Source organism: Kluyvera ascorbata ATCC 33433 (assembly GCF_000735365.1).
GTDB lineage: Bacteria > Pseudomonadota > Gammaproteobacteria > Enterobacterales > Enterobacteriaceae > Kluyvera > Kluyvera ascorbata.
This window is the reverse complement of the sequence record NZ_JMPL01000103.1, coordinates 1-16,556: the sequence shown is the minus strand read 5'-3', so window position 1 is coordinate 16,556 and position 16,556 is coordinate 1. Positions and strand designations below refer to the sequence as shown.

Genomic DNA, 16,556 nt, shown 5'->3' with positions numbered 1-16,556 from the left:
AATTAAGCCTGCTACATTAGCAGGCTTAATGATAAGAAAAATTAAGAAGTCTTTAGGGGCGTAGCTCAGTTGGTAGAGCACCGGTCTCCAAAACCGGGTGTCGCGAGTTCGAGTCTCTCCGCCCCTGCCATATATAATCCTTTGCTTAGGCAAAGGATTTTTTTTGCCCAAAATTTGCCTTTCTTAAAGGCCCATCGCTATTCACTCCGGGCCACTCATTTCCCTTGGTTATCAAAAAACGTTGTTTTTCAATATGTCGCGAATTTGCGCCTGTTTGTCGCTATTTTGCAGCCAGATCGCGTATAAAGGCCGTGAAATTGATGATCCATCAGCAACCGGATATAGGCCATTTTGTTCCTGCGCCCACGATGTTGGCAACCAGGTACAACCCTTTAACGGCAGCAGCTGTCGATAGGCCAGGCTCGCCGAACTGGTGGTTAATAACGGAATATCATCGCTGGCGATAAGCCCGGTTTCATGCTGCTGAAAATCCGCGCCCCACTCGAGACGGAGATAGTTGAGATCGGCTTTGATGGTGGCCGGTGACGCGCAAAACAGCTCCAGAGTAAAATGTCCCAGCAGCTGGCTGCTGAATTCATCCATCTTTGGTGTTTCTGTGGTGATCAGTAGATCGAGCTGGCGCTCATGCAACTGTTTCACCAGAGACTGTCGTTGCGCAATTCGTGCTTCAAACTGCAGGGCATCATCCGCCTGGTAGAGCCTTCCTAGCCACTCATTGAGCATACACTCCCACAGTGAAGCGCTGGCCCCAATCGAAAATTCGTTGTGCCGTGAGGTGCTGGCAACCTCCTTACGAGCTGCCTGCCATGTACTCATTAACGTCTCTGCGTAAGGGAGCAGCTTTTCTCCCGCTGCCGTCAGCCGTATGTTATTGCGGTGACGGGTAAATAAATTAACACCAAGCTGATTTTCTAACTGACGAATACGAAAGCTCACCGCAGATTGTGTCAGATAGAGCGCTTCTGCGGCTCGCCCGAAGTGGCGAGTTCTGCTCACTTCGAGGAAAGTTTTCAGCAATTCGGTATCCACAGCTTTCTCCGCAAAATTTTTTGTCGTAATGATTTAAATCTTTTGTTTTACACTCTGTCAAGCGTATCTAATACTCCGCGCCATAAATAGCTCGGCCAAAGAATTAGGAGCGTGTAGGATGGCGGAAAGCTTTACGACGACTAATCGTTTTTTCGATAATAAAAATTATCCGCGCGGGTTCTCTCGTCATGGTGACTTCACCATCAAAGAGGCGCAGCTGCTGGAACGTTATGGCTTTGCCTTTAACGAACTCGATCTTGGCAAGCGTGAGCCTGCAACCGATGAGGAACACCAGTTCGTCGCGGTATGCCGCGGTGAGCGTGAACCGGCTTCAGAAGCTGAACGCGTATGGCACAAGTATGTGACTCGCATTAAGCGTCCTAAGCGTTTCCATACGCTGTCCGGTGGTAAACCGCAGATGGAAGGCGCTGACGACTACACTGAAAGCGACGATTAAGAAAAAGGGGCTCCGGCCCCTTTTTTATTGCAGTAAGGTTTGCAGGTGGCTAAGCATGCGATCAATCCCACGGTAGCTTAACGCTTCCTGCAAATGTCGACGCTCGATGGCGTCAACGCCCTCCATATCGGCCAACGTGCGTGCAACCTTAAGTAGCCGCTGCCAGGCACGTATCGAAAGCCCCAGTTGCGTGAGCGTCTGTTCCAACCACCGTGAATCCTCATCGCAAAGGGCGCAATGCAGCCTTGCCTCACCGCTACCGAGATGGGCATTAAGCTTCCCCTGCCGAGTAAACTGACGCTGATGGGCAGCAATCACGCGACGCTGTACCTCCCGACTACTCTCTTCGAGACGAACGGGTTGGCTTAGCAATCCTGGCGGAGGCATGGGTATCTCGAGCGATAAATCGAAACGGTCGAGGAAAGGCCCCGACAGACGATTGAGATAGCGCAGCGTCTGTTCTGGCGTGCAGCGATTGTGCTTTCCCTCATAGTGTCCGGTCGGGCTGGGATTCATGGCAGCAATCAGCTGGAAGCGAGCAGGGTAGGTGATTTTGGCGCGCGTCCGTGAAATATGGATCTTACCCGACTCGATAGGCTCTCTTAACGCATCCAGCACCCGACGTTCAAACTCCGGCAGTTCATCCAGAAATAGAATGCCGTTATGGGCCAGAGAGACCTCTCCAGGGGCAGGTATTGACCCTCCGCCCACCATTGCCGTTAACGAGGCGCTATGGTGCGGTGCGCGAAAAGGGCGGCAGCGCCACTCGGCCTGCACGCGGCGACTATTTTCCAGACTGATGATAGCGGCGCTTTCCAGCGCCTCGCGATCGTTGAGCGGCGGTAGTAGTCCTCTGAGCCTGGAGGCGAGCATGGTTTTGCCGGTGCCCGGTGGGCCTATCAGCAATAAATTATGCCCGCCCGCCGCCGTCACCTCTAACGCGCGCTTCCCCTGCTGCTGCCCGATAACTTCGCTCAGGTCGTCAGCCGCCTCGGTAATTACAGGTGTCTCCGCAGGTGGGAGGCGCAATTCCTGCTTTCCTTCCAGAAACGCACACACTTCCAGAAGATGGCTGGCGATAAGACAATCGTTGCCGCCTAGCAGCCCAACCAACGGGGCATCGTCTTCAGCAAGTACTATCTGCCGCCCGGCGTTGATGGCCTCCATTGCCGCAGAGATGGCTCCAGGAATGCCGCGTAATGCGCCTGTAAGCGCTAATTCCCCCACGAACTCATATTGACCCAGTTTCTGGGTGCTAAGCTGCTCAGAAGCCGCCAGGAGCGCAATAGCGATAGGTAAATCATATCGACCGCCTTCTTTCGGCAGGTCGGCGGGAGCCAGGTTGATGGTGATTTTTTTCGCCGGAAAGGTATAACCGCTGTTGATGATTGCGCTGCGAACCCGATCCCGGGACTCCTTGACGGTCGTTTCCGGCAGACCCACCATCACTAGTCCCGGCAGCCCCTGGCTGATATGCACTTCAATGGTAATGAGCGGCGCATTCACGCCGAGCGCTGCGCGCGTATAGACGACGGATAGTGACATAATTCCTCCCTGATAAAGGGAATTATGCATCGGCGCGTTGTCGTATTAATCTGTCACTTCTTGAATTTACGCGGCTTATTCCGGTTTTTTCGCTACTGTTCATGCATTTTCATTTTTCACAGAAGCATGCCCGCATTTTTTATGCTGCCGTCCAGCCACTCCCGCTTTTGTGCGCGATGAACGCCAAATGGTGAAATATTTTCATTTCATAATTTTTCTATATAAAACAAATCTTTTTCTAAAGATTCTTAGCGTGGTAATCAATGGCATCATAAAAAAAACTTGTGCATTTTGTGATGTCTGTGGTAACTCTGTAGGTATTCCTTCGAACAAGATGCAAGAATAGACAAAAATGACAGCCCTTCTACGAGTGATTAGCCTGGTCGTGATTAGCGTGGTGGTGATTATTATCCCACCGTGCGGGGCTGCACTTGGACGAGGAAAGGCTTAGAAATCAAGCCTTAACGAACTAAGACCCCCGCACCGAAAGGTCCGGGGGTTTTTTTATGACTAAAAAACAATAACGAGGAGCAGAGAATGACGAGTAGCACAAAATTCTGTTTCTTACGATCTAAGGCGGGGAACTAACTATGAATGGCGCACAGTGGGTGGTACATGCGTTGCGAGCGCAGGGAGTCGAAACGGTATTTGGGTATCCAGGTGGTGCCATTATGCCAGTTTACGACGCGCTGTATGACGGCGGCGTAGAGCACCTGCTGTGTCGACACGAGCAGGGCGCGGCGATGGCGGCCATTGGTTATGCCCGCTCTACCGGCAAAACCGGCGTCTGTATCGCCACTTCTGGTCCAGGGGCGACTAACCTGATCACCGGCCTCGCGGACGCGCTGCTCGATTCTGTTCCCGTTGTTGCCATCACTGGCCAGGTTGCCGTGCCGTTTATCGGTACCGATGCCTTCCAGGAAGTGGACGTTCTCGGTTTGTCGCTGGCCTGCACCAAACACAGCTTCCTGGTGCAATCTCTGGAAGAGCTCCCGCGTGTGATTGCAGAAGCCTTTGAGGTGGCAAACTCAGGCCGTCCTGGCCCGGTTTTGGTTGATATCCCTAAAGATATTCAGATTGCACAAGGCGATTTGGACCCGTACTTCTCCACCGTTGAAAGCGACGACACCTTCCCGCACAGCGAAATGGCATTGGCGCAGCAGATGCTAGCTGAAGCGCAGAAACCGATGCTGTACGTCGGTGGCGGCGTGGGAATGGCGCAGGCGGTTCCGGCGCTGCGCGAGTTTATGGCGGTCACGCAAATGCCGGCAACCTGCACGCTGAAAGGTCTGGGTGCCGTGCCTGCGGATTATCCGTACTACCTCGGCATGCTGGGTATGCACGGTACCAAAGCGGCCAACCTGGCAGTACAAGAGTGTGACCTGCTGATCGCCGTTGGCGCGCGCTTTGATGACCGCGTGACCGGCAAGCTGAACACCTTCGCGCCGCACGCCAAAGTTATTCATATGGATATCGACCCGGCAGAAATGAACAAATTGCGCCAGGTGCATGTTGCCCTGCAGGGTGACCTGAATGCACTGCTGCCCGCGCTGCAGCAGCCGCTGACGATCGGTGCCTGGTGCGAACATAATGCGGCGATGCGCGCCGAGCATGAATGGCGTTACGACCATCCGGGCGAGGCTATCTACGCGCCGCTGCTGCTGAAACAGCTCTCCGATCGTAAACCGGCGGAAAGTGTGGTGACGACTGACGTTGGCCAGCACCAGATGTGGTCCGCTCAGCACATGACCTACACCCGTCCGGAGAACTTCATCACCTCAAGCGGTTTAGGCACCATGGGCTTCGGTCTGCCAGCTGCCGTGGGTGCACAGGTAGCGCGCCCGAACGATACGGTTATCTGTATCTCCGGTGACGGCTCTTTCATGATGAACGTACAGGAGCTGGGCACCGTAAAACGCAAGCAGTTACCGCTGAAGATCGTATTGCTCGACAACCAGCGGTTAGGGATGGTTCGACAATGGCAGCAGCTGTTCTTCCAGGAACGTTATAGCGAAACCACCCTGACCGATAACCCCGATTTCCTCACGCTGGCCAGCGCCTTCGGCATCCCTGGCCAACATATCACCCGTAAAGACCAGGTAGAAGCGGCGCTCGACACCATGCTCGCAAGCGAAGGCCCGTACCTGCTTCATGTCTCAATCGACGAACTTGAGAATGTCTGGCCTCTGGTGCCGCCTGGCGCCAGCAACTCACAAATGCTGGAGAAATTATCATGATGCAACATCAGGTCAATGTGCAGGCCCGCTTCAACCCGGAAACCTTAGAACGCGTCTTACGTGTGGTTCGCCATCGCGGCTTTCAGATTTGCGCGATGAATATGGAAACGGCAAGCGATGCACAGAACATAAATATCGAATTGACCGTTGCCAGCCCACGGTCGGTCGACTTACTGTTTAGTCAATTAAATAAACTGGTGGACGTGGCCTCGGTTGCCGTTCAGCAGTGTACAAGCACATCACAACAACAGATTCGCGCCTGAGCGCAATAGGAAGAGAAATGACGACGAAAAAAGCGGATTACATCTGGTTCAACGGTGAGATGGTACGTTGGGAAGACGCGAAAGTACACGTTATGTCCCACGCGCTGCACTACGGCACCTCCGTGTTTGAAGGTATCCGCTGCTACGATTCTCACAAAGGCCCGGTTGTCTTCCGCCACCGTGAGCACATGCAACGCCTGCGTGACTCCGCCAAAATCTATCGCTTCCCGGTTTCTCAGAGCGTTGACGAACTGATGGAAGCCTGCCGTGAAGTGCTGCGTAAAAACAACCTGACCAGCGCCTATATCCGTCCGCTGGTCTTCGTGGGTGATGTGGGTATGGGCGTTAACCCGCCGGACGGTTACACCACCGACGTGATCATCGCGGCGTTCCCGTGGGGGGCTTATCTTGGCGCAGAAGCGCTGGATCAGGGGATCGATGCCATGGTCTCTTCCTGGAACCGTGCGGCACCGAACACCATCCCAACCGCGGCAAAAGCGGGCGGTAACTACCTCTCTTCACTGTTGGTTGGCAGCGAAGCGCGCCGCCACGGTTATCAGGAAGGGATTGCGCTGGATGTGAATGGCTATCTGTCTGAAGGGGCAGGCGAAAACCTGTTTGAAGTGAAAGATGGAGTGATCTTTACCCCTCCGTTCACCTCGTCCGCGCTGCCGGGTATCACCCGTGACGCTATCATCAAACTGGCGAAAGACCTCGGCATTGAAGTGCGCGAGCAGGTGCTTTCTCGCGAATCCTTGTACCTTGCGGATGAAGTCTTCATGTCCGGTACCGCCGCTGAAATCACGCCGGTACGTAGCGTCGATGGTATCCAGGTAGGTGAAGGCCGCTGTGGCCCGGTCACCAAACGCGTTCAGCAAGCATTCTTTGGCCTCTTTACCGGTGAAACCGAAGATAAATGGGGCTGGTTGGATCAGGTTAATCCATAAGTATAAAAAGATGGGGTGTCACGCAGCACCCCATTTAACAAGATAAAGACTGGGAGTACTAAAGCATGCCTAAATACCGTTCCGCCACCACCACTCATGGCCGCAATATGGCGGGCGCCCGCGCACTGTGGCGCGCCACCGGGATGACCGATGATGACTTCGGTAAACCGATTATTGCTGTCGTAAACTCGTTTACCCAGTTCGTGCCGGGCCACGTTCACCTGCGCGACCTCGGTAAACTGGTTGCAGAGCAGATCGAAGCCTCCGGCGGCGTTGCCAAAGAATTCAACACCATTGCGGTGGATGATGGTATCGCCATGGGGCACGGGGGCATGCTTTATTCACTGCCGTCCCGCGAGCTGATTGCCGACTCCGTGGAGTACATGGTTAACGCGCACTGCGCCGATGCGATGGTTTGTATCTCCAACTGCGACAAAATCACCCCGGGGATGTTGATGGCTTCTTTGCGCCTGAACATTCCGGTTATCTTCGTTTCCGGCGGCCCGATGGAAGCCGGGAAAACCAAGCTCTCTGACAAAATCATCAAGCTCGACCTGGTCGATGCGATGATTCAGGGCGCAGACCCGAAAGTTTCTGACTCGCAGAGCGAGCAGGTAGAACGCTCCGCTTGTCCAACCTGCGGCTCTTGTTCCGGTATGTTCACCGCCAACTCGATGAACTGCCTGACCGAAGCGCTGGGTCTGTCGCAGCCGGGCAACGGCTCGCTGCTGGCCACCCACGCTGACCGTAAAGAACTGTTCCTCACCGCAGGCCAGCGCATCGTTGAGCTGACCAAACGCTATTACGAACAGGATGATGCCTCCGCGCTGCCGCGCAACATCGCGTGTAAAGAGGCGTTCGAGAACGCCATGACGCTGGATATCGCCATGGGCGGTTCCACCAACACCGTTTTGCACCTGCTGGCAGCGGCGCAGGAAGCCGAAATCGACTTCACCATGAGCGATATCGACAAGCTGTCCCGCAAGGTGCCGCAGCTGTGTAAAGTGGCGCCAAGTACCCAGAAATACCATATGGAAGATGTACACCGCGCCGGCGGCGTGCTGGGGATCCTCGGCGAGCTGGACCGCGCAGGCCTGCTGAACCGCAATGTGAAAAACGTTCTCGGTCTTTCACTGCCACAGACGCTGGAACAGTACGACATCACCGTTACCCAGGACGACGCGGTCAAAAAAATGTTCCGCGCAGGCCCAGCCGGTATCCGTACCACTCAAGCGTTCTCGCAGGATTGCCGCTGGGACACGCTGGATGACGACCGTGCCGAAGGCTGTATCCGTTCTCTGGAACACGCCTACAGCAAAGACGGTGGTCTGGCCGTGCTGTACGGTAACTTCGCGGAAAACGGCTGCATCGTGAAAACGGCAGGCGTTGATGACAGCATCCTCAAATTCACCGGTCCGGCCAAAGTGTACGAAAGCCAGGATGATGCGGTAGAAGCTATCCTCGGCGGAAAAGTGGTGGCAGGTGACGTGGTGGTGATTCGCTACGAAGGGCCGAAAGGCGGTCCGGGCATGCAGGAAATGCTCTACCCAACCACCTTCCTGAAATCAATGGGTCTTGGTAAAGCCTGCGCCTTGATTACCGACGGCCGCTTCTCTGGTGGTACGTCTGGCCTCTCTATCGGCCACGTTTCTCCGGAAGCAGCAAGTGGCGGTAATATCGCAATCATTGAAGATGGCGACATGATTGCCATCGACATTCCGAACCGCGGTATTCAGCTGCAACTGAGCGATGCAGAAATTGCTGCGCGTCGTGAAGCGCAGGAAGCCCGCGGCGAACAGGCGTGGACCCCGAAAAACCGTGAACGTCAGGTCTCCTTTGCCCTTCGCGCCTATGCCAGCCTGGCAACCAGCGCCGACAAAGGCGCCGTGCGCGATAAATCGAAACTGGGTGGCTAATCATGGCAGATTCACAACCCCTATCCGGCTCCCCTGAGGGGGCCGAGTATCTCAGAGCGGTGCTTCGCGCACCGGTCTACGAAGCGGTTCAGGTGACGCCGCTGCAGAAAATGGAAAAGATCTCTTCGCGCCTTGATAACGTGATTCTGGTTAAACGCGAAGACCGCCAACCGGTGCACAGCTTCAAGCTGCGCGGGGCTTACGCGATGATGGCGGGCCTGACGCCCGAGCAGAAATCGCACGGCGTGATCACCGCTTCCGCAGGCAACCATGCGCAGGGCGTGGCGTTCTCCTCCGCTCGTCTTGGCCTGAAATCGCTTATCGTCATGCCGGTAGCGACTGCCGACATCAAAGTGGATGCGGTACGCGGTTTTGGCGGCGAAGTGCTGCTGCACGGCGCGAACTTTGATGAAGCCAAAGCTAAAGCCATTGAACTGGCACAGCAGCAGGGATTTACCTGGGTTCCGCCGTTCGATCACCCGATGGTGATTGCCGGGCAGGGCACTCTGGCGCTCGAATTACTACAGCAAGATGCTCACCTCGACCGTGTGTTTGTGCCGGTCGGCGGCGGCGGTCTGGCGGCGGGCGTGGCGGTGCTGATTAAACAGCTAATGCCGCAAATCAAAGTGATTGCGGTGGAAGCAGAAGATTCAGCCTGCCTGAAAGCGGCGCTGGATGCCGGTCATCCGGTCGACCTGCCGCGCGTGGGCCTCTTTGCTGAAGGCGTGGCGGTGAAGCGCATCGGTGATGAAACTTTCCGTCTGTGCCAGGAGTATCTCGACGATATCGTCACCGTGGATAGCGACGCTATCTGCGCGGCGATGAAAGACCTGTTCGAAGATGTGCGCGCGGTGGCGGAGCCTTCCGGGGCGCTGGCGCTGGCGGGCATGAAAAAATACATCGCCCAGCACAACATTCGCGGTGAGCGTCTGGCGCACGTGCTGTCCGGCGCGAACGTTAACTTCCACGGCCTGCGCTACGTCTCCGAACGCTGCGAGCTGGGGGAACAGCGTGAAGCGCTGCTGGCGGTCACCATTCCAGAAGAGAAGGGCAGCTTCCTGAAGTTCTGCCAACTGCTGGGCGGGCGCTCGGTCACTGAGTTCAACTACCGTTTTGCCGACGCGAAAAATGCCTGCATTTTTGTCGGTGTCCGTCTGAGCCGGGGTCTGGAAGAGCGCAAAGAGATTTTGCAGCTGCTCAACGAGGGCGGCTACAGCGTGGTCGATCTCTCCGACGATGAAATGGCGAAGCTGCATGTGCGCTATATGGTCGGCGGTCGTCCGTCTAAGCCGTTACAGGAACGTCTGTACAGCTTCGAGTTCCCGGAATCCCCGGGCGCGTTGCTGAAATTCCTGCATACCTTAGGCACGCACTGGAATATCTCTCTGTTCCACTATCGCAGCCACGGCACGGACTATGGTCGCGTACTGGCGGCGTTTGAGCTGGGCGAACATGAGCCCGATTTTGAAACGCGGCTCAATGAGCTGGGCTACGATTGCCACGACGAGACAAATAACCCGGCGTTCCGCTTCTTCCTGGCGGGTTAAGCGCCGCTTAGCGGGAGATAACCTATCCGGGTTATCTCCCAATCTCCTTTTATTTGCCATAACCCACCGAATTATTTCGTTGCCAACGAATTTCAACGATAAAAATGTGACGTAATTCATAATAAAACGCTCACCGCGTTGCGCCAGCCTGCGCACATCTTTTGGGGGCGATATTTGTCGCCCACTTGCTGCTCCTGAATTAACATTGTCTCTAGTTAATTCTTAGCGGTTAGAGAGGATATTCGGATGAGAACGGATATAATTGATGCCCCGCATGAAAGTGCGCAAGGATGTGAATATTTTACGCCTCAGCTCACATTTCTGGATAAACATTATAATAATTCCACTGATTTTTTTTCTTCGATATTTTTGCTGCTGAAAAAGCAAGGTTACGTCCAGGACTCTTTTCTTGATGCCATCATCGCCCGTGAAAAGGCGTATCCTACCGCACTGCCGACGCTGCCGGTGGCTATCGCGCTTCCTCATACCGACCCTCAGCACATTATTCGCCCCTTTATCTCCGTAACGCGGCTGTCTACGCCCATTGCCTGGCAGGAAATGGGCAATGATGACAACACGCTTTACGTTCATTTTATTGTTTTACTTGGTTTTGTTGACCACAGTAGCCACTTGACGGCGCTGCAAAAGCTCATGGACTGCCTTGCGGATGAAGAGGTTGTCCAGACCTTACGCGAAATAGACGATGTAGAAACCTTTCTCTGTACCCTCACATCAAGACTGCAATTAGATAAGGATTTATAAGATGAAAAAAGTCATTGTTGCATGTGGAAGCGGCGTTGCTACCTCACAAACGGTTGCCAGTAAAGTGACCCGTTTATTGAATGAACGCCAGCAGTCGCATATCAAAGTTGAAGTCATCGATCTGAAATCGCTTGATAGTCATATAAAAGATAGTGCGGCTTATATCGCCATTACCAAAGTTGATAAGCAATATCCTATCCCGGTAATTAACGGGATTGCCTTTCTGACTGGTATGGGCATGGAACAAGAATTACAAAAGGTCATTGATGCCTGTAAATAAGATGTAGCTCTTTAATCCGTATACTCGTCGTCTTTCAAGCTGCAGGTGCGTTGGCTGCGTTCTTTCACCCGAATCACTTACTAAAGTAAGCTAATCGGGATTCTCTCACTTGCCGCCTTCCCGCAACTCGAAAGCCATAGAGTATCTAATTATTTTAGTGGAGAAGTGCTATGGACTTTCTTGGTGTAGTTATAAATTATATTCTGAATTTAGGTGCGCCGGTTTTTGTGCCCTTTATTATGTTATTAGCCGGGCTGGTGGTGCGGATGAAATTCCGCGATGCAGCCTCGGCAGCCATCACGCTTGGCGTCGCCTTCGTTGGGATGAGCATGCTGATTGGCTTTATGGTCGATGCCATTGGCGTTGCCGCACAGACCATGATGAACCGTACCGGCCTTGAGTTAAGCATCGTCGATGGCGGCTGGACGACGATGGCCAATATCTCGTGGGCCTGGCCCTACGCGTTCGCCATGTTCCCGCTTCAGGTTGGCGTCAACATTGTGATGTTGATGCTGAACAAGACCAATACCTTCAACGCCGACCTCTGGAACGTGTGGGGGAAAATCTTTACCGCGTTTATCGTGGTGAGCGTCACCACCCCATTGTTTGGCCCGGTCTGGAGTCTGGTACTGGCGTTCATCGTTGCTGCTTTCCAGATCATTATGGAACTGAACGCGGGAGATATTCACCAGCATCGTATCGAGAAGCTTACAGGGATCCCGGGAGTGACCTGTACGCACCGTATGGTCTTCTTTGGTGCCATCTATTACCCGTTCGATCTACTGCTGCGCAAAATCCCGGTCTGTAATAAACCGATGGATGCGAGCGCGCTGCGTGCCAAAGTCGGGGTTTTTGCTGAAAACCACATTATTGGCTTTATCCTGGGGATCCTGTTTGGGGTCATCGCGGGCTACAGCGTTGCGAAAACGTTGATGCTGGGCGTGCAGGCCTCGACGGCGCTGGTGCTGTTCCCGATGATTTCCAAGCTCTTTATGCAAGCGCTATCGCCAATCTCTGAAGCGATCAGCGACTATATGAACAAGAAATTCTCCGGGCGTAGGCTGTTCGTAGGTATTGACTGGCCGTTTATGGGCGGCGCGAGCGAAATCTGGTTTGCTATTATCGTCGCCATCCCGTTCACCCTGCTGTGGGCGCTGATTCTCCCAGGAAATAAGATCCTGCCGTTTGCTGGCATCATCAATATTGCGCTGATTGTTCCGGCCTATCTGGTAACGCGCGGTAATACGCTGCGTATGGTTATCCTGAGCATTATTGGCGTGCCGTTCTTCCTGTTTGTCGGCACACAGTTCGCGCCAATGATTACCGACCTTGGTTTGGCCACTAAAGCTATCACCATCCCGACGGGACAGCTGATTTCGAACAGCTCGATTGATGCCCCAGTCTTCACCTATGCCTTCTCCTTCCTGTTCAAATTCCTGGAAGGCAACTTCATCCCGCTGGTGTTTGCGCTGTGGTGGGGCTGCGGCTACTTCTTCTACTCCCGCGAACTGCGTCGTGAAAGCAATCTTGCGCAGCAGGAAGCCGAACAGCAGGCGAAGGTTCAGCAGGCGTAACGCTGGGTTTCATGTTCACGTCTGGCGGCAGGTGCCGCCGCCAGGCTTTTCATTGCAGGAGAGTTAGCATGGCTATGGATAAACGCGTGGTTGCAGTGTTGGATGCCATTGTGAACGATCCCGGTATCACGGGGACGAAGCTTGAAGCGCAGTTTTGCCTGACGCGCAAACAGTTGAGCTATACGTTGAAAAAGGTGAATGACTACCTGGAGTCGAACCACTTCGACCGGATCAACCGCCTGAAAACCGGGAAGCTGAATATCCCACGCCATGTAATCGAGCATTTTCGTCAGAATCAGACCTCGGAAACCGAGCATCGCTATCTCTACTCAGAAGAAGAACGTGGGCAGATGATTATCTTTATGCTGCTGACCCGCAACGAACGGCTGTCATTGTTACATCTCTCTTCTTCATTGGGCGTTAGCCAGAACACGATTATCAATGACCTGAAAAAAGTCCGTACCGAGGTTATTGAGCACGGGCTGGAGATAAGCTACGACCGGGGCAACGGCTACCACATTCTGGGTGAGGAGCTGGAAAAACGCTACCTGTTGCTACACTGCCTGCGTCGGGTGCTGGAAATACCGGTCGCAAAAAATATTATCGCTCACTACAACAATGTGATGAGTGACTATCTGGAAAAGGTTGGCAACGTTTTCAGTGAAATTGAAAAGCGATTCAAAATTCAGTTTACCGACCGCCAGCTTCAGGAGCTTATTTATTTTATCTGTTTTGTCCTGCATCGTATTGATTCGGAGAAAATCCTGGTTAATATTCCGAGTAGCTATACCGATATTATCGGCAGCAGAGAATTTACGCTGATGCAGAGCGTTATCAGTAAAATCAATATCAATAGCGAGAATGAATTGGTTTTCCTGACGGCACTGATCCAAAGTTCGAATATTCAAAGTGTCGCCGATAAATATTTCCATCTTGATACGCTGCTGCTTGAAAGCGTGGTGGCGGTGGTCGACAATTTTGAGAAAATAAGCTGCGTTACCATCAAAGAGAAAAATGAGCTGATTGAAAAAATCTATCAGCACTGGAAACCAGCCTATTACCGTATTCGCTATCATCTGGCCAATACCAGCAGCGTTTACGATCTGGTGGTGAAAGAGTTCAGCCACCTGCACGAGATGGTTCGCCGGGCGGCGGTGCCGTTCGAGACGGTGCTGCACTGCGAAATTCCGGACGAAGAGATGGCGTTTTTAACGGTACTCTTTGGCGGCTGGCTGACCCGAGAAGGGGTTATCCATCAGATTAAGCTACAGAAAACGGCGGTGGTGGTGTGTGAAAACAGTGCGACGATTTCCACCTATTTGTTTCTGACGCTGCAGGTCCTTTTTCCGGAGCTGCACTTTACCGAAGTGATGTCACGGCGTGAGTTTGAGCGTTATACCGGACACTACGACGTGGTCTTCTCAACCACGCACCTGAACACCAATAAGATGGTGTTCGTGGTGAATCCGTCCATCAGCAGCATTCACAAAAGTGCGTTCCGCAATCATGTGATCGGCGCGCTACAGGGCGTAGACCCGAACATCATCCAGATAGAGCAACTGCTGCTTATCTTCGAACGCTTCGGTAATATCACTGACCATAAAGGGCTACAGCACGCGCTTGCCAACTACATCTATGATGAGAGCAGCGCCGCGAACGTGGTGGGTAATATTGAACCACCAACGCCGTCACTAACGGACCTACTGCATCGCGAACACGTTCAATTTATCACGTCGCTGCCCGGCAGCTGGCAGCAGGCCATTACTCAGGCTTCAGCATCATTGCTGAAAAGTGGGGTGATTGAACCGCGCTATCTGCAAATTATGCTGGATAAAATTGCCGATGAGCAGCCCTATATCATGCTGGCCGAGGGTGTGATTATTGCCCACGCGGGCGTTGATGATGGCGCGCTGGAGACGGGGATGGCGCTATTGCGCCTGCCTTCTAAGATTGATGTCGCCGGTTATATGCAGGCCGATATTATTATAGTCCTGGCGACGAATAATCCACAAAAACATCTTAAGGCGCTCGCACAATTAAATGAATTTCTCGAATTCTATGATGGCGGCAATGTTATTCGCCGTGCACCGGATGAATATGTACTGATAAAAGACTTCGCCCGACATTCGTAATCATTAATTAAACGCCGTTGCAGCTTAAAAACTGCAACGTTATTTCCCGGCAATCATTGTCGTGACATCGCTCGCCCCTATAACCGTATACAGGACAAATATTATGTTAGACATTCAGAAAAAACACGTCGTTGAAATGGCTAGAACCGCTCAGCAATGGGGACTGTGTAAACATAAAGCAGGTAATTCTAGCGTACGGGATAAAGAAACAGGGCTTATTTTGGTGACCCCCACTACAATCGACAAAATGCATTTAACGCCGCGCGACATTGTGGTGATGGACGTTGAAGCCAATGTGATTGAAAGCGAAGCGGGATTGCGCCCAACCAGCGAATGCCTGATGCATATCGAGATTTATAAAGCGCGCCCGGATGTGTTCGCGATTTCCCACACGCACTCCCTCTACGCGACCTCTTTTGCTGTGCTGAATAAGCCTATCCCGGCGGTAGTGTACGAGTGTGCGATTCTCAACCTGAAAGACGGGGTGATCCCAGTCGCACCGTACGGCCGCCCCGGCACACCGGCGCTTTCCGACAGCGTGATCGAACCTATCAAGCGTGCTGATGCCATCCTGATGGAAAAACACGGCGCAATCGGCGTGGATAAAGACCCGTATGAAGCCGTGCTGAAATCCGCTTATCTGGAGGAGATGGCGCAGATTTACTACCACGCGCTGGTGATTAACGGTGGTAAGGAGCCAGAATCTTTCTCCCCGGAGGAGCTACAACGCTGGGCCTACCCGTCACAGATCAAATTTGCCCGCTAATTGACGTGCCCGCCTGTTTGGGCGGGATATTCATGGAGAGAACGCATGAAAAAATTTCTGAATCAGGCGGAGGACTTTATCCCGGAGATGCTGGAAGGAATCTATCTGGCGCATCCCGATAAATTCCGCTTTGTGAAGGGGGATCTACACTGCCTTGCCACGGCGCGTCCGGTGCCCGGCAAGGTGGGGATTGTCACCGGCGGCGGTTCCGGGCATCTGCCGCTGTTCCTTGGCTACGTTGGGAAAGGGATGCTGGACGGTTGCGCCATTGGCGATGTGTTCCAGTCACCGTCGCCGGAGCAAATCCTGGCCGTTACGCAGGCGGTAGACAGCGGCGCGGGCGTGCTCTACCTGTACGGCAACTACAACGGCGATATTTTCAATTTTGACATGGCAGCGGAAATGGCCGACCTGGAAAGCGATATCCGCACCAGCACGGTCGTTGCCGCCGATGATTCCGCTGGTGCCTTGCCGAGCGGTAATGCCACCACGCGGCGCGGCGTGGCTGGGATTTTCCTCGTCTACAAATGTGCTGGCGCATCGGCGGCCAGAATGGATGATCTCGACACCGTTCAGCGTATTGCGCAGAAGGCCGGGGATCGCGTGCGGACGCTAGGCGTGGCGCTGTCGCCGTGCATCGTGCCGCGTATCGGCAAGCCAGGCTTTCATATTGGCGACAATGAGATGGAAATTGGCATGGGCATTCATGGTGAAAGCGGCATCCGCCGCGGACCGCAGCTGAGTGCTGAAAATATTGCCGAAGAGATGATGTCCTGGCTGATTGCCGATTCTCCCTGCCAGCAGGGCGATGAAGTGGCGGTGCTGATAAACGGGCTCGGTGCAACGCCGCTGGAAGAGCTGTACCTGATGTATCGCCATGTGCATCAGATTCTGGAGCAGAGCAGCATTCGTGTCTTCCGAGTGTGGGTGGGGGAATTCGCCACGGCGATGGAGATGACCGGCATGTCCATTAGTCTGATGCCGGTAGACGATGAGCTTAAGACGCTGCTGAAACGCGCAGGCCGACACGCCGATGTTCCGGCAGTTTCCTGCCTAAGGAGGCGCTATGACATTAAGCAG

The 16,556-nt window shown here is 53.6% G+C and carries 15 protein-coding genes and 1 tRNA gene; 14 read left to right on the top strand and 2 right to left on the bottom strand.

Going from position 1 to position 16,556, the window contains the following annotated elements; all coding sequences use genetic code 11:
- The first annotated feature begins 54 nt into the window (after positions 1-54).
- Positions 55-130: transfer RNA gene (locus tag GKAS_RS18660), tRNA-Trp, on the top strand.
- Positions 131-231: 101 nt separating this feature from the next.
- On the opposite strand, the gene hdfR is transcribed toward GKAS_RS18660, so the two are convergent.
- A complete protein-coding gene (gene hdfR / locus GKAS_RS18655; RefSeq protein ID WP_035896410.1) occupies positions 232-1,050 on the bottom strand; it encodes an HTH-type transcriptional regulator HdfR in 819 nt (272 codons plus the stop codon).
- A gap of 118 nt (positions 1,051-1,168) precedes the next feature.
- Between hdfR and GKAS_RS18650 the strand changes: the two genes are divergently transcribed.
- Positions 1,169-1,507, top strand: coding sequence for a MaoP family protein (locus GKAS_RS18650; protein WP_035896409.1), 339 nt, complete (start codon positions 1,169-1,171; stop codon positions 1,505-1,507).
- Between the two features lie 24 nt (positions 1,508-1,531).
- Here GKAS_RS18650 and GKAS_RS18645 read toward each other — a convergent pair whose 3' ends face one another.
- On the bottom strand, positions 1,532-3,052 hold the full coding sequence (locus tag GKAS_RS18645) for a YifB family Mg chelatase-like AAA ATPase (RefSeq protein WP_035896408.1): 1,521 nt from the start codon (positions 3,050-3,052) through the stop codon (positions 1,532-1,534).
- 352 nt (positions 3,053-3,404) lie between these two features.
- Here GKAS_RS18645 and ilvL point away from each other — a divergent pair, with 352 nt between their 5' ends.
- The 12 genes from ilvL to GKAS_RS18590 all read left to right on the top strand — a co-directional run.
- Positions 3,405-3,503: an ilv operon leader peptide gene (gene ilvL / locus GKAS_RS24145; RefSeq protein WP_001311244.1), complete on the top strand. Its 99-nt coding sequence runs from the start codon at positions 3,405-3,407 to the stop codon at positions 3,501-3,503.
- A 139-nt stretch (positions 3,504-3,642) separates the two neighbouring features.
- Complete coding sequence (ilvG, locus tag GKAS_RS18640; protein WP_035896407.1) at positions 3,643-5,289, top strand: acetolactate synthase 2 catalytic subunit; 1,647 nt, start codon at positions 3,643-3,645, stop codon at positions 5,287-5,289.
- Positions 5,286-5,552: an acetolactate synthase 2 small subunit gene (gene ilvM / locus GKAS_RS18635; RefSeq protein ID WP_035896406.1), complete on the top strand. Its 267-nt coding sequence runs from the start codon at positions 5,286-5,288 to the stop codon at positions 5,550-5,552. Before ilvG ends, ilvM begins: the two co-directional genes overlap by 4 nt.
- 17 nt (positions 5,553-5,569) lie before the next feature.
- Positions 5,570-6,499, top strand: coding sequence for a branched-chain-amino-acid transaminase (gene ilvE / locus GKAS_RS18630; protein WP_035896405.1), 930 nt, complete (start codon positions 5,570-5,572; stop codon positions 6,497-6,499).
- 65 nt (positions 6,500-6,564) lie between these two features.
- On the top strand, positions 6,565-8,415 hold the full coding sequence (gene ilvD / locus GKAS_RS18625) for a dihydroxy-acid dehydratase (RefSeq protein ID WP_035896404.1): 1,851 nt from the start codon (positions 6,565-6,567) through the stop codon (positions 8,413-8,415).
- 2 nt (positions 8,416-8,417) lie between these two features.
- A complete protein-coding gene (ilvA, locus tag GKAS_RS18620) occupies positions 8,418-9,962 on the top strand; it encodes a threonine ammonia-lyase, biosynthetic (protein WP_035896403.1) in 1,545 nt (514 codons plus the stop codon).
- Positions 9,963-10,208: 246 nt separating this feature from the next.
- Positions 10,209-10,724: a PTS sugar transporter subunit IIA gene (locus GKAS_RS18615; RefSeq protein WP_035896402.1), complete on the top strand. Its 516-nt coding sequence runs from the start codon at positions 10,209-10,211 to the stop codon at positions 10,722-10,724.
- A 1-nt stretch (position 10,725) separates the two neighbouring features.
- The gene (locus GKAS_RS18610; RefSeq protein ID WP_035896401.1) at positions 10,726-11,004 is read left to right on the top strand and encodes a PTS sugar transporter subunit IIB; all 279 of its coding nucleotides are present in this window, start codon (positions 10,726-10,728) and stop codon (positions 11,002-11,004) included.
- 170 nt (positions 11,005-11,174) lie between these two features.
- Entirely contained in the window at positions 11,175-12,578 is a 1,404-nt protein-coding gene (locus GKAS_RS18605) for a PTS galactitol transporter subunit IIC (RefSeq protein ID WP_035896400.1), read from the top strand.
- A 68-nt stretch (positions 12,579-12,646) separates the two neighbouring features.
- Positions 12,647-14,710, top strand: a complete 2,064-nt coding sequence (locus GKAS_RS18600; protein ID WP_035896399.1) for a BglG family transcription antiterminator — start codon at positions 12,647-12,649, stop codon at positions 14,708-14,710.
- A 103-nt stretch (positions 14,711-14,813) separates the two neighbouring features.
- Positions 14,814-15,476 carry a class II aldolase/adducin family protein gene (locus tag GKAS_RS18595; protein WP_035896398.1) on the top strand — a complete coding sequence of 221 codons (663 nt, stop codon included), beginning with the start codon at positions 14,814-14,816 and terminating at the stop codon, positions 15,474-15,476.
- A 45-nt stretch (positions 15,477-15,521) separates the two neighbouring features.
- A partial coding sequence (locus tag GKAS_RS18590; protein ID WP_156105161.1) for a dihydroxyacetone kinase subunit DhaK occupies positions 15,522-16,556 on the top strand: 1,035 nt, incomplete at its 3' end.